Annotated in this window: 8 protein-coding genes; 7 read left to right on the top strand and 1 reads right to left on the bottom strand. The window is 69.6% G+C overall.

The genetic code is table 11. From position 1 onward, the window contains the following. The first annotated feature begins 1 nt into the window (after window position 1). On the top strand, window positions 2-979 hold the full coding sequence (locus OG711_RS02550; protein ID WP_329563570.1) for a methyltransferase: 978 nt from the start codon (window positions 2-4) through the stop codon (window positions 977-979). Beyond that, window positions 976-2,157 carry a cytochrome P450 family protein gene (locus OG711_RS02545; protein ID WP_073786013.1) on the top strand — a complete coding sequence of 394 codons (1,182 nt, stop codon included), beginning with the start codon at window positions 976-978 and terminating at the stop codon, window positions 2,155-2,157. The genes OG711_RS02550 and OG711_RS02545 overlap by 4 nt, the downstream gene beginning before the upstream one ends. Window positions 2,158-2,229: 72 nt before the next feature. Here the strand turns inward: OG711_RS02545 and OG711_RS02540 are convergent, their stop codons facing one another. Beyond that, window positions 2,230-3,504 carry a glutaminase gene (locus OG711_RS02540; protein ID WP_329558239.1) on the bottom strand — a complete coding sequence of 425 codons (1,275 nt, stop codon included), beginning with the start codon at window positions 3,502-3,504 and terminating at the stop codon, window positions 2,230-2,232. Window positions 3,505-4,312: 808 nt separating this feature from the next. Here OG711_RS02540 and OG711_RS02535 point away from each other — a divergent pair. The 5 genes from OG711_RS02535 to fabF all read left to right on the top strand — a co-directional run bounded on the left by OG711_RS02535 (window position 4,313) and on the right by fabF (window position 14,623). Further along, complete coding sequence (locus OG711_RS02535; protein ID WP_329558238.1) at window positions 4,313-6,418, top strand: S8 family serine peptidase; 2,106 nt, start codon at window positions 4,313-4,315, stop codon at window positions 6,416-6,418. 241 nt (window positions 6,419-6,659) lie between these two features. Then, window positions 6,660-8,423, top strand: a complete 1,764-nt coding sequence (locus OG711_RS02530; protein WP_329558237.1) for an immunity 49 family protein — start codon at window positions 6,660-6,662, stop codon at window positions 8,421-8,423. A 574-nt stretch (window positions 8,424-8,997) separates the two neighbouring features. After that, window positions 8,998-11,655: an aldehyde dehydrogenase family protein gene (locus tag OG711_RS02525; protein WP_329558236.1), complete on the top strand. Its 2,658-nt coding sequence runs from the start codon at window positions 8,998-9,000 to the stop codon at window positions 11,653-11,655. After that, entirely contained in the window at window positions 11,652-13,349 is a 1,698-nt protein-coding gene (locus OG711_RS02520; protein ID WP_329558235.1) for a thiamine pyrophosphate-binding protein, read from the top strand. The genes OG711_RS02525 and OG711_RS02520 overlap by 4 nt, the downstream gene beginning before the upstream one ends. Continuing rightward, window positions 13,346-14,623 carry a beta-ketoacyl-ACP synthase II gene (fabF, locus tag OG711_RS02515; RefSeq protein ID WP_329558234.1) on the top strand — a complete coding sequence of 426 codons (1,278 nt, stop codon included), beginning with the start codon at window positions 13,346-13,348 and terminating at the stop codon, window positions 14,621-14,623. Before OG711_RS02520 ends, fabF begins: the two co-directional genes overlap by 4 nt. Window position 14,624 lies beyond the last annotated feature (1 nt).

Raw genomic sequence — 14,624 nt, 5'->3', positions numbered from 1 at the left:
CATGCCATTGCCCGAACAATCCTCTGGTGTCCCGGCTCCGGTACTGGACCGGCTCGGCGCGGCCGGGTACCGGGCCATGATCGCCGGTGTCCGGCTCGGGGTGTTCACCGCGCTGGAAACCGGCCCGCTGTCCGTCGAGGAGCTGGCCACCAGGATCGGCGGGACCCCGGCCGGGACGCGCAGCCTGGTGAACATCCTGGTGGCCTTCGGCTACCTGCGCCACGACGAGGCCGGGGTCACGACCGCCGCGAAGCCCGGCTCGGAGGACGCCGAACTGTTCTGGTACGAGACCCTGTTCGAGCAGTGGGCCGACATCGAGGACACCATCCGCACCGGCACACCCCGCCGCGGCTTCTACACCTGGCTGAGCGAGCGCCCCGCCCTCGCGGGCCGCCTGCGCCGGATGCTCGCCGGCGCCGCCGTGGCCCTTGCCGATGACATCGCCGCCGCGCTGCCTCCCGCGGCGACCGTCCTGGACATCGGGGGCGGCCACGGCGACCACACCGTCGAACTGTGCCGCCGTCGTCCGGACGTCCGGGTCACCGTGTTCGACCTGCCCGAGACGATCACCGCCCTGCGCGAAGACGCCCCGCGGGACCGGGTGACGGCGCAGGCAGGGGACTACCTCACCGACGACCTGGGTTCCGGGCACGACCTGGTGCTGCTGTTCAACGTCCTGCACGGCCACCGCCCCGAGGAATGCCGCGAGCTGTTCCAGCGCGCGGCGAAATCGTTGTCCCCCACGGGAAGCATCGTCATCCTCGACCACGACCGGGAACCACCGGCCGGGCTGGGTCCGGCCGCGGCCGGGTTCCTCGCCATGTTCGACCTGACCCTGTGGCAGGGCCACGGCGGCGGCGTGCACCGCTACACCGACCTCGCGGCATGGCTGGGCGAGGCAGGGCTCACCGAGTCGCGGGTCGTGCCGCTCGCCGCGTCCCCGCTGGAGAAACTGCTGATCGCCGGTCGGCCGTCGTGACCGCCGACCCGTACCCGGGCTACGACTGGTTGCGCGAGCACGACCCGGTCTGCCCCGTCGACGGCCCGCACGTCCAGGGCCGGATGTGGCTGGTGACCCGGTACGACGACGTCCGCGCCTGCCTGGCGGACCGCCGCCTGGGCAGCGGCGCCCCGGTCAACCCCGACCCGCACCCGCCCGGTCTGTCCAATCTGGACGAACCCGGACACGCCAGGCTGCGCCGGCTCATCGCCGCGGCGTTCACCCCCGCCGCGGTGTCCCGCCTGCGTGATCGCACCGCCCGGACCTGCGCGCACGCCGTCGAGTCGTTCGCCGGGCGGGGGCACGCGGACCTCGTCGCCGAGTACACCCGGCAGATCCCGGTCGCCGTCATGCACGACCTGCTCGGCGTCCCGGAAGCCGAGCGCGCGCCCGCCGCCGACGTGCTCGACATGTGGTACCGCGCGAAGTTCCAGCAGCCGCGTGACGAGGCGAAGCTGGCCGAGCTGCTCGGCTACGTCCGGAAGCTGGTGGCCTACAAACGAGCGCACCCGGGGGACGACCTGCCGACCCGGTTGATCGAGTCGGGCGCGCTGACCGGGGACGAGCTGGAGGTGATGGTCATGACGCTGATCGGCGCCGGTCACATCACCACGATCCAGTTCCTCGGCACCACCGTCCTGCGCCTGCTCGGCCACCCCGGCCGGCGAGCCGCCCTGCTCGGCGGCGACATCGACTGGTCCCAGGCGATCAACGAGCTGCTGCGCCTGGACTCGCCGTCGCACGTGGCGGAGTACCGGTACGCGGGCGAGGACATGACGATCGCGGACGCCCGCGTGGGAGAGGGCGACGTGGTGCTGCTGTCGCTGGCGGCGGCGAACCGCGACCCGGACCGGTTCCCCGACCCCGACGCCCTGGACCTCACCCGCGATGCCCGCCCGCACCTGGCGTTCGGCCACGGCGTGCACACCTGCCTGGGCAGCCATCTGGTGAAGCTGGAGACGGAGATCGCGATCACCACGCTCTTCGACCGCCTGCCGGACCTGACCCTGGACATCCCGGGCGACGAGGTCGACTGGGGCTACGCCCCGACCTTCCGCGGCCCCCAGGCCCTCCCGGTCACCTTCACCCCCCAGGAGCCGATGACCTCGTCTCCGCTGGGGGACACGACGGATCGCGGGAACTTGACCAAGCGGTAGGGCCCTCAGGGTCTGTCCGGACGGGGCTGGACGGTTCGACGGACGGCTCCCGCGCCGGACCGCCTGGTGCGGTCAGATCATGGCTTGCCCCATATCTCCTACGACGGTGACCTTGCCGCCGTCGCCGGGGTCGGGATCGGGCATGATCGATTCCGGGTCGACGAGGTAGACCTCGTGACCGTCCAGCGTGAGCCGACGCACGACCTCCAGCAACATGCGCCGTGCCACGTCATCGATCGAATAGACCATCGTGAGGTCCAGAACCACCCTGACTTCCGCGGGGGCGGTGCTCACGGCTTCCCGGACGACTCTCTCGGCTCCGGCGAAGCCGATCCCGCCTTGCAGTTGGAGGACCCGGACCGCATTCGGTCCGATGCCGGTGACGTGGTTGGACCGCACGATGGCACGCGCGGCGGCCGGCACCTCCATCACATGCAGACCCATGTCGGAGGAGAACCGCTCGAACAGCGAAACCCCGCGAACGCTGTTCCCGTGGGCGTCCAGTCGTGGTGAGAACGTGGCGATGCCGATCTGGCCGGGGAGCGCCCCGATCAGGCCCCCGGCCACGCCACTCTTCGCCGGAATGCCGACCTGGGTCGCCCAGTCACCGGCCGCGTCATACATCCCACAGGTGGACATGACACTCAGCACCTGACGCACCACCGGTTCGCGTACCACTCGCTCACCCGAGAGGGGATTGACGCCGCGATTGGCCAAAGTGGCGGCCATCATGGCCAGATCTCGCGCGGTGACCAGCACGGAGCACTGACGGATGTAGCCCTCGACAACGGCCCTGGGGTCCTCGGTGAGGATGCCGTAGCCACGGAGCATGTACGCGATGGCGAGGTTGCGGTGCGCGTGCTCCATCTCCGACACGCACACCGCCTCATCGATCCTCAGCGGACGACCGGCGAATGCCGAAAGGCCGCGGACCACGCGCTCCACGCGCTCCGCCGGATTCATGCCCTCCGAACCGGCCAGCGAGTGGGTGGTGATCGCACCGGCGTTGATCATCGGATTGAAAGGGCGCCCGGTATCACTTTCGAGGGAGATCTGGTTGAACGCCTCTCCCGACGGCTCGACACCGACTTTGGCGAGCACAGGGCCGAAGTCGCGATCAGCCAGTGCCAGCGCGTACGCGAACGGCTTGGAGATCGATTGGATCGTGAACTCGGTATCGATGTCGCCGGCACCGTAGACCTCCCCGTCAGGCGTGGCGAAGACCGCGCCGAGGCGCTCAGGGTCCGCTGCCGCAAGCTCAGGGATGTAGTCCGCCAGCTGTCCAGCAGTGTCCGGCTCGACATCTCCGAGAGCCTCGGTCAGATAGTCGGGAATGACCGACCGCATGTGTTCTCCTCCATACCGCTGGGGCGATGAATGTGCTGCGGCGTCAGCGCTGAGGCCGCCGTGCTGCGTGTGCCTTCCCGACACTCGTCGGCGCCTCACCGCATCACCACGCCGACGCGTGAACCGTAGCCGCAACCCTCCTGCTCGGCGCTCCTCCGCTCAGCCGTGTGGCGTAGCTGCTTCGGGTAGGACGAACCCCCGCTGAGCCGGTACGCAGGGCTCGGCGAGAGCTGAGGCAGGCGTGTCGCAGGGGCGGGCATCCGACTGCCGGCTCCGCGAGCTGGAGTCTCAGGCGATGCTTCCGGCAGCGGCGGTGATTTCCACCTCGATGATCAACGAGAGCCTTTGGAGTTCCTGATCAATAGTTGTGCGGAAACACCCTGCCGCGCACCACTCACCGTGATTTCTCACGGCGGAAGCCGGATGGGCCGTCAGAAATGTTTGAATCAAAGGCGGACGTCCATTCGCGCTCACCCCGCAAGCGGATAGCCGGGTTCCGATTCTGATGGGCGAGGCGACGCCGAAAATCTCTCTTGTGGAGCAAGGCCCATTGATCTATCGTCCACGTGATCCAACTCCCGTTACCCCATTGGAGAGTCTTACGTAGAGGGACGATCCCCATCGCCGCCGACTTGACCATTGCGCTGCTCCCCTTGCAGCCGACAGGGGCATTCGCCGCCACTCCCGGCGCGCGCCCCGAGCTGGAAGAAACTGCCCACCGGCCACTGGGTCGTCCGCTGCCGATCCCCTTTCCCACCCGAAACACCTGTGCCGACCTCCCGCGCAATACCTTTCGATGGAGCAATACGTGAAGAGACCTGTACGGGTCATGATCGCCGCCATGGCAGCGGCCATGCTGTTCACCGCGATACCGCTGGATACCGACCCCCTGCTCGGCGTCGGCCCGGCCTTCGCCGCGGTGAACGGTCCGGTCGACCCGCCGCTGTTCGACAAGACCCAAGGCGGGGGCACCGTCCGCGTCAACGTCGTCACCAACCGGCGCGCGGACCTGGCCTCCGCCTCCGCAGCAGGCGAGACCCTCGTCTCCTACGACACCGTGCCGATGGTCACCCTCCGCACGAACCACGCGGGCTTGCAGCAGCTGAACTCCAAGCCGGGGGTGATCGGTGTCAGCGAAGACATCCCGGTCCCGGCGACGCTGGACGAATCCACCGTCAAGATCGGCAGCAGCAGGGCTGCCGCGGCAGGGAAGACCGGCGCCGGTACCGCGATCGCCATCCTCGACACCGGCGTCGCCACCAACCACCCGTTCCTCACCAACCGCGTCAAGACCGAGTCGTGCTTCTCCGTCAACGACAACACGTACGGTTCCACCAGCCTCTGCCCCAACGGCACCGCCCAGCAGGACGGCCCCGGCAGCGCCGACGCCGACACAGGCACATGCGCCACACTGAACGGCGCCTGCTCCCACGGAACCCATGTCGCCGGCATCGCCGCGGGCAACGGAACCGGCATCAGTGGAGCCCCCGCGCGCGGCGTCGCCCCCGGGGCGGACATCATCGCCATCCAGGTGTTCTCCAAGTTCAACTCCGACGAGTACTGCGGACCCGGGGCCGGCCCGTGCGTGCTGAGCTTCACCAGCTCGCAGATCAAGGCACTGGAGAAGGTCTTGGCGCTGAAACAGGCCGGAACCGACGTCATCGCCGCGAACATGTCCCTCGGCAGCGGACGTTGGACCACCGCCTGTGCTGCGGACCCCCGCAAGATGATCATTGACAGCCTGCTCACCGCAGGCGTCGCCACGGTCGTCGCGGCGGGGAACAACGGTTATCCCGACGCGGTCAACGCCCCCGGGTGCGTTTCCTCGGCCGTCACGGTGGGGTCCAGTACCGACGACGACCAGCTCTCCACATTCAGCAACCGCGGCCCGCTGCTCGACCTGCTGGCACCGGGCACCTCCATCGTCTCGTCCGTGCCCGGCAACACCTACGCCGGCAAGAACGGCACCTCGATGGCCGCCCCGCACGTGGCCGGCGCCCTCGCCGTGCTGAAGCACGCCTACCCCACCGAGGGCATCGACGGCCTGGTCTCGCGCCTCGCCACCAGCGGCACCCCGATCGTCTACACCGGGGCGAGCACGCCGCGTCTCGACGTCGGCAGGGCGGTACCTCCCTACACCCCCGGTACCGGATGGACCTTCGCGGGGACCGCCGACTACGACGGCGACAGCCACTTCGACACCATCGCGCGAGACGATGCCACCGGAATCCTCTACCTCTTCCCCGGCGCGGGCGCCGGCCACAGCACTCGGACACGTGCCCCGATCGGCATCGGCTGGCAGAACTTCACCTTCGTCGGTGTCGCCGATTACACGGGTGATGGTCACCCTGATGTGGTCGCCCGTAACAACGGTAACGGGAATCTGTACGTCTATTCGGGCACTGGTGGAACGGGTTACCTCACCGGGGGTGCTCCGATCGGTATCGGTTGGCAGAACTTCACCTTTGTTGGTGTCGCGGACTACACCGGTGACGGGCATCCTGATGTGGTTGCCCGTAATGACGGTAATGGGAATCTGTATGTCTACAGCGGGGTCGGCGGGACCGGTTATCTGACGGGGGGTGCTCCGATCGGTATCGGTTGGCAGAACTTCACTTTCGTTGGTGTCGCGGACTACACCGGTGACGGGCATCCTGATGTGGTTGCCCGTAATGACGGTAATGGGAATCTGTATGTCTACAGCGGGGTCGGCGGGACCGGTTATCTGACGGGGGGTGCTCCGATCGGTATCGGTTGGCAGAACTTCACTTTCGTTGGTGTCGCGGACTACACCGGTGACGGGCATCCCGATGTGATCACCCGTAATGACGGCAACGGGAATCTGTACATCTACACCGGAACCGGCGGGACCGGCTACCTCACCGGAGCCATCGAGATCGGCAATGGCTGGTGACGCCCAACCGTTGAGCCGACACGAGGGCGCTGTCCGGTACTTGCTCCCCGCCGGCGCCCTCACGGTGCGGGAGGCCGCCCCGAGCTCTCGGTGCCTGCTTCCGGCCCCGCGGGCCCGTCCGCAATGAACGGGCCTCGCCTCAGGCGCCGTTCCGCATAGCAGCGGCGAACCGCCTTACGCCGGTGCGGGCGGGAGCGCGCCGACTGGCCGTCGGCGGACCAGCGGGGAGAGACTGACGGGCATGCGAATAGAGCGACACCCCGTGGCCGAAGCGTCGATCGCCGAAGCCCTGGACGATTTCACCAACCGGATCTCACGTCTGGTCATCTCCACGTCGAAGGGCGGCCCCATGGCCGCTTCGGAGTGGTTGTACATCGGGGACGCGTACCTGGACCACCTCGGGGCGCTGTCGGTCGCGGACCCCGGCCTGGACACACCGGAAGCCCGGGCCGTGCTGAACGACGCGGCCGCGGCGACCGTGGGCGCCGTCCAGTACGCCGCGTACTGCCCCCACATCGCCTTCCACATCCACCTCGACTACGTCAACTTCGGGATCGGCTACGACGCCGGGGAAGGCATCCCGCAGAGCATCAGCACGCAGACCTGGATCGACGCGTTCTGCCTCGCGGTCCTCACCGGTGGCGCCGAACGGCACGGGGAAGCCTTCCACTTCGCCCGCCAGGACCCCCAGCACGGCACGCAAGGGCAGCCGTCGACCGAACTGATCCACGGCCTGCTGGCCTACACCCTGGGCACACTTGAGGACGACGACGCCCCCTACCCGCCCACGAAGGAACACACGATCGCCGCGCTGGACACCGCGATCGCACGGATCCGCACCCACCACGAGACCCACCAGGGCAGGCCGGACCACCTCCACAGCACGGCGCTCGACGCCCTGCGCGCCCTGGCCTGCGGCGACCGGGACACCTTCACGGACGGGATGGCCACTCTCCTGCGCCGGCACAGCGCGCCCACGCGGCCCAGCACCGTCCCCGGATCGCTGCTGCCCCTGCTGCCGCTCGCCCTGGCCGCACTCGCCTACCGCCGTGAAGGCTGGTGGCTCCCCTTCAGCACCGACTACCTCCCGCGCACCCTCGTCACCGGCTTCGAGACCGCGGGACCACGGGTGGGACCGTACGGCGCGACCCGGCGCCCCGACGCCGTCGCCGAACTCGGCGCCGGACCCGTCACGGTGGAACGCCCCGGCACGGTCGAACCCCTGGACCCCGACCACGAGGACGCCCTCGGGTGCGACATCCGGGAAGAGCTGGCGGACGCCGGGAAGGCATGGCGCCTGGGCATGGCCATGTCCGACCTGGTCATTCTGGTCAGGGCCCGGGCCCTGACCAGCGACGACGCCTCGGACCGGCAGATCCGCGACGTGCGCCGCGCGTCGAGGGCCGGGGCCGCCTTCTTCCGGGCCGCGCTCGCCGAACCCGGAACCACCGTCGACGTGACCGTCGAGGGCGAGAAGATCCCCGTCGCCGCCTACACGGGCGTGGACGCCGGGCCCGCGCCCTGGCAGAAGGCGGTCGGCCTCGCCCTGATCAGCGGGGCACGCGACGACCTCGCACCACTCGTCCTCAGCGGCACCCGCTTCCTCCGGAACGACCCGTCGGCGTTCGCGGCCTACCGGCTGGCGCTCCTCGCCTACCTGCACCTTGACGATCCCCGACCCGCCATGGACGCGGCCCTGGAAGCCCACCACCGGGCCAGGAACTGGGGTTTCCTCATGCCCCCGGCCGTGCTGCTGTCCCAGTTGGTCGACGGGGACGAGCAGAGCTTCAACCTCGCGCTCCTCGACGCACTGGAGGAACACCGCGACTACTACCGGGTCGGCGACCGCGCCGACGATCCCGACCGGGCACTCAACCTCGACATCCTGGCTCTCACCTGCCACGCCCGCCGACGCGGCTGGAACACCCTGGTCGCCGGCCCATACCTGCCGCCCCGACTCCTGCACCACACCGCGCCCCTGCCGGGCGACACCGGCCCCGCCTGAGGGGAGCTACGGAACCGGGGGACACCCGGTTCCGTAGCCGCCGGCAGGTGAGCACTCTCCGCCGGAAGCAGTCGAGTTCTGGTGTGCCTCCTCCGGGAGGCCGAGAGCGACAACGCCCGATGCTCCCGCGCTCGCCGACATGGTCCGCGGCGCCGGGGGTGCACAGGACCCCCGGCGCCCACGCCGCACAGGTCCGTGCACACCCCGGATATGTTGGCGTCGATGATTGGAACACGAAAAGCTCGAACAGACGACTGAATATGAATTCCGGTACTTGGTGGCGCGGGGGGTCCGTATTCGATCCGAGGGCGACGTTTACATGCACTCGGACAACAGCCGCGCCACGCATTCACGATCATAACTGGCTGCTCGTCACATCTGTTTCGTCACTGCATACTCAACGACCCCCACATGCAACGGAGCGCCGTTTCAGCACTCGACACCGTTCTGCGGGTATGCGATAGTCGCTTCAGATATTTCCTGTTGAACAGGATCAGGCGTATCGCGGGATTGTGGTTCTACACACCTGCACATCCAGGAAGTTGAGCCCACGCCTGGCGCTAAGGAGCACGAGTTGCCCATTTCTAGGCGCCTGATATCGCCCAAGGGGCACGTCTGGGAGACAGGCGAAGTCGCGGCCCGCATATTCGATGCCACCGAACGTTTTGCACGCCGCGGCCTCGGGCCCGGTTCGCGGGTGATGATGAGCGGGGCCAATTCCCCGGAATGGGTCGTCGATCTGCTGGCGCTCATCCACCTCGATGCCTCGGTGGTGCTGGCCGACCATCGAGCCACGCCGTCACAGCGATCGCGGATTCGCACTCAAGCGCGCGTGGTGGCCGAAATCAGCGACACCACGGGCCACGCCGCGGCGCCACGGCCCGCTCCGGACACGGCGGCCGTGCCCGACGCGGCGGCCTGGGCCCTGCGCCAGGATGCCGCGATCTCATGGTCGTCGGGTACGACAGGCGACCCCAAAGGCATTGTGCGCTCCGGTCGTTCGATCCTGGACAACCTCGCGCTCAGCGCGGAACGTATGGGGTACCGGCCTGACGACGTCTTCCTGCCCGTCCTGCCGTACTCCCACCAATACGGTCTGTCGCTGGTCCTGACCTGGTGGCTGGGCGGAGGCACGCTCGTGGTCTACGGGTCGGCCACCCGGCTGGACCGGGCGTTCGCGGTCGGCGTGGAGCACGGCCTCTCCGTCGTGGACGGGGCCCCGTCGACCTACTACAGCCTGCTCAACCTGCTCGACCGTCGTCCCGCTCTCGCGAACGCGCTGACGGCGGTACGGGCCTGGTGCGTGGGCGGCGCGCCGCTGGGACCCGACCTGGCGGCCCGGTTCCACGCCCGCACGGGCCGACGCCTCCTCGACGGCTACGGCGCGACCGAGGTGGGAAACATCGCGCTGGCGCCTCCCACCGATCCGATCGGGTGCGGCACACCGTTGCCCGGCGTGGTCGTCGAGGTCCACGACGAGCAAGGGAAGCCGCTTCCCGACGGCCGAATCGGCGAGCTCGTCGTACGCAGTGACGGCCTGATGACCGGCCACCTGGGCGATGACGGTGAGATCGTTCCGCTCTCGGGTCCGGTGCACCGCACCGGCGACATCGGCCTGCTCGACGGCGCCGGCCGTGTCTTCCCGGTCGGGCGCAAGCACGCCGTGCACCGTGACGGCCACACGCTCTATCCCGACCACCTCGCCGCGCGGGCCGGGTCGGCCGGTGCGCGGACGGAGGTCGTCGCCGTGCCCGACGCGCGTCTGGGCTGCCGTCTGGTGTTCGTGATCACGGACCCGGACGCCCGCGAGCCCGCGCACTGGAAACGGCTGCTGCGCTCCGTGCTCGCCCGCTACGAGCAGCCCGACCACGTCATCGTGCTTCCCGCGCTGCCCCTCACGAACACGGGAAAGCCCAACAAGGCCGCTCTGGAGAAGATCGCCATGAACTCGCTGTCCGCTTCGCACCCCACGACCACGGACGTCACCGTGTCCGGCTCGGCCATCGGTGCGGCCGAATACCGCATCCCCTTCGCCGACCGTGTCGACGCGCTGGGCGCGGTGCGCCGGTACGTGGCCGACAACGAGGACACGGTGATGAGAGTTCTCACCGAGTTCTCGCCCCACCGGACCGCGCGCGCGGAGATTCGTTCGTTCCTCGCCACCCTCGACGGGGCGGAGGAGGAGATCCGCCGTGTCCGGCCCGGCTGTGTGCCTCGCGCCGCGGTGTTCGTCCCCTCCAACATCCCGCTCTATTCCTACGCGCTTCACGTGCTCGTGGCATCCCTGTACAGCGACGTCATCACCTTTCGGCCGTCCTCGGAGAACAAGAGCCAGATGCAGCGCTTGCACACCCTGCTGGCACCGGTCCACCGCTTACCCATCAAGCTCTTCGAACTCAGCCAGCGCAAGTTCGTGACCGGTCCGGTACGCGAAGCGGACCTCATCGTCTTCACCGGCCGCTACTCCAATGCCGAGACCATCCGCGAAGGGCTGGCGGAGGACCAGCTCTTCCTCTTCTTCGGCAACGGCATCAATCCCTTCGTGATCGCACCCGACGCCGATCTCGCGCGTGCCGTGGAAGATGTCACGAGAATCCGGCTCCACAACTCAGGCCAGGACTGTTTCGGTCCCGACGTCCTGTTCGTGCCCGAGGGCCGCACCGACGACTTCGTCGACCTGTTGTCCGAGGGGCTGGCTTCGCTGCGTTTCGGGCGGAACGACGACCCTGACGTCGACTACGGTCCGATCTGCTACGACTCGGCGCTCGTGAACTGCTCGGACTATCTGGTGCGTCACGCGCGTCGCATCCGGTACGGCGGGCGCATCGATCTGCGGTCCCGCAGGATCGAGCCGACCGTGCTGCTGTGGGGCTTCGACGACAAGATCCCGCTGGAGGAGATGTTCGCGCCGGTCTTCAACGTCGTGGCCTATCCCAGCGCGAGGCTGCTGCGTGATCGGTTGTCGAGCCCCTACTTCAGCGAACGCGCGCTGGGGGCGATGCTCTACGGGAGCGATCCGGAGACCGTGAAGGTCCTGTCCAAGCGTCACCACACCTGTGTCAACCACACGCTGCTCGACGCGGAGGACGGCAACCGCCCGTTCGGCGGATTCGGGATGAGGGCGAACTACCTCTCCTACGGCGGCGAGCGGCACGCCGAACCACTGCTCACCTCGCAGGCCGTGGCGCGGAACATCCCGACGGCCGCCCCCACCACAGTGGGTGGGAAGTGACCCGGGCCGGCCGACGGTACACCGACGCGTGGTCCGCGATCGTCGACCTGCTGGTGGCGAACGGGGTGGACACCTGCTTCGGGTTGCCCGGCGATGATCTGGAGTTGCTCCGCGCCCTCGACGCCGCGGGCCTGGACCTCGTGCCGTGCCGTGACCAGCGCAACGCGATGTACATGGCGACCGGCTACGCCCTCCAGTCGGGGAGGCTCGCCGTATGCGCGCTCGGCAAGGGCCCGGCCGTCACCCACGCGGCCACGGGGCTGCTGGAGGCGCGGGAGTCCGGTGCGGCCGTCCTCGTGCTCGCCGCCGGCGTGCCCGAACGGCGCCGGGGGAGTGGCGGCTTCCAGGAACTCGACCAGGTCGCCGTGACAACGCCCCTCGTGCGGTGGGCGCACCGGGTGGGTCATCCCGACCGGGTCGTCCCCGCCACGGTGACGGCGCTGACCCGGGCCATGGGGCCGCCGGCCGGACCCGTGTTCCTGGAGGTACCCGATGATGTCCGCACGGCGGAGATCGTCGTCACCGGACCGTGTCCGACGCTGCCCGAACCACTGGTCGTCGAGTCCGGCCCGGTAGTACCGGGACCGGCACTGGCGGCGATCCGCGCGAGCCGGCGTCCGGTGGTGCTGGTAGGCGGCGGGATGCGGCACCGCAACGCCGACGGTGTCGTCGAGCGCTTCGCCGGACGCCTCGGCGCGGCAGTCTTCACCACCGCGTCCGGCCGCGGTGCCGTCGACGAGCGCCACCCGCTGTTCTGCGGTGTCGCGGGGCTCTACGCGGCGGCCCCCGCCCGTGAGCTGTGGTCGTCCTGCGACCTGGTGGTGTCGCTCGCCGGGCGACTTGAGGAGACGGTCGTCGAAGGCGGAACGCCGTGGCCCCCGGTCCCGGTGGTGCAGGTCAACCTCGATCCGGGCGGGCTGTCCGCCGAGTTCTCCGGCCCGCGTGTGCTCGCGGACGCCCGGCACGCCGTGCTCAGCTGGTCGCGGGCGCTGGACGAGGACCGCGACGCCGAGCACGCGGACGCGACCGAGGCGTGGGCAGGCGAGGTCGCCGTCGCCCGCAAGGCCATGGCGCTGGAGGTGGAAGCGGAACTGGCCCGCGCGGCGACGCTTCCGGGGATCCGCGTCGCTGAGCTGCTCGCCGCGCTCGACGCCACCGCCGGCGGGCCCCGTGTGCTGGTCCAGGAGAACGGGTTGCAGGACATGTGGTCCTACGGCTTCCCCTTCCGCGTCGGCGGCGGGTCCATCGTGCCGTCGGAGCAGACCCCCTTGGGCTTCGGGGCGGCCGCGGCCATCGGGGTCAAGCGGGCCGCCCCGGGCCATGAGGTCACCGCGTTCATCGGAGACGGAGCGTTCCTCGCGGCCCGCGCGGACATCGCCGTCACCGCTCCGGCCCATGGCGGCGTCCTCTACGTGGTGCTGTGCAACGGCGGCTACGGCTGGCTGGACGCCCAACGCGCCCGACTCGGCCTCGACGCCGAGCTCTACCCATTCACCCGCCCGGGCGCCCCGCCGCCCGTGCTGGACGGGTCGGACATCCACTGCCGAGTGCTGTGCGACAAGGCCGCGCTGACCGATGAGGTCCTTGCCGCGCGACGGTTCTGCTCCCGGGGAGGCACCGCCGTGCTCAGGGTGCCGGTCGCCCCCGACGACATCCTCCCGGCCCTCCACGACGCCGGGGTGGTTCCCCAGTGACCTACGCGGCAGAGCGGGACGACGCCGGACGGGGCCGGGCCCGACGCCGGGTGCTGGTCACCGGGTACGGGGCGGTGACGCCGCTGGGCCACAGCGCCGACGAGACGTGGACGGCGATGCTGGCCGGGCGCAGCGGCATCGACACCGTGGACGGGATGGACCTGACCGGTCTCGATGTCCGGATCGGCGGCCAGGTCAAAGGATTCACCCCCGGCCGCTACATGCCCCCGACGGTCAGTCGTCGCGCCGACCCGTACGCGCGGTACGCCCTCGCCGCGGCACTGGAGGCCTGCGAGCACGCCCGGCTCGTCGTCGACGACGGCCTGGCGCCGCGGGTCGCCGTGATCATCGGCAGCGGCTACGGCCCGGTGGGCTCGATCTACCGTGCCGCGAACACCCTGCGGGACAGAGGGCCACGGGCCATCAGCCCCTTCACCCAGGTCACGACTGCCATGGACAGCGCCGCGGGCGAGATCAGCATGCGTCTCGGCATTCAGGGGCCCAGCCGTGCCCAGAGCACGGCGTGCGCCAGTGGCGCGGACGCGGTAGGCGCGGGGATGCGCATGATCAGCCATGGGGAGGCCGACATCGTCATCGTCGGCGGCGCCGACGCCTGTGTCACCACCGTCGACCTCGCGGGCAGCGGCAACGCCCGCGCGCTGTCCAGACGCAACGACGACCCGACCGCGGCATGCCGGCCGTTCGACACGCATCGCGACGGGTTCGTGATGAGCGAGGGAGCCGCCGTGCTGGTGCTGGAGGCCGCCGAGGTGGCCGGCAGCCGAGGGGCGACGCCCTTGGCCGAACTCACCGGCTACGGGGCCAGTTCCGACGCCCATCACTGGACGGCCCCGCATCCCGAGGGACGCGGCGCGTGCCTCGCCGTCGAGGCGGCGCTGCGTGACGCGGGGATATCGGGCGCGGACGTGGACTACGTCAACGCGCACGGCACCGGAACGCTGCTGAACGACGCCACCGAGACGGCCGTCCTGCGCAAAGTGCTGGGCGATCGTGTCACCCGGATCCCGGTCAGCTCCACCAAGTCGATGACCGGGCACATGATCGGTGCCGCCGGAGCGGTCGAACTCGTGGCCTCGATCCAGGTCCTCCGCACGGGTGACGTCCCCCCGACCCTCAACTGCGACGAGCCGATCGACCCGGACATCAACTTCGTTCCGCACCGGGCGCAGCACCACGACGGTCTGCGGACCGCGCTCAGCAACTCGTTCGGCTTCGGCGGCCACAACGCCGCTCTCGTGGTCCGAGCGGTATGAG

The organism is Streptomyces uncialis, from assembly GCF_036250755.1.
Classification (GTDB): Bacteria; Actinomycetota; Actinomycetes; order Streptomycetales; family Streptomycetaceae; genus Streptomyces; species Streptomyces uncialis.
The sequence above is the reverse complement of the archived record's forward strand: the minus strand, read 5'-3'. Positions and strand labels throughout refer to the sequence as shown.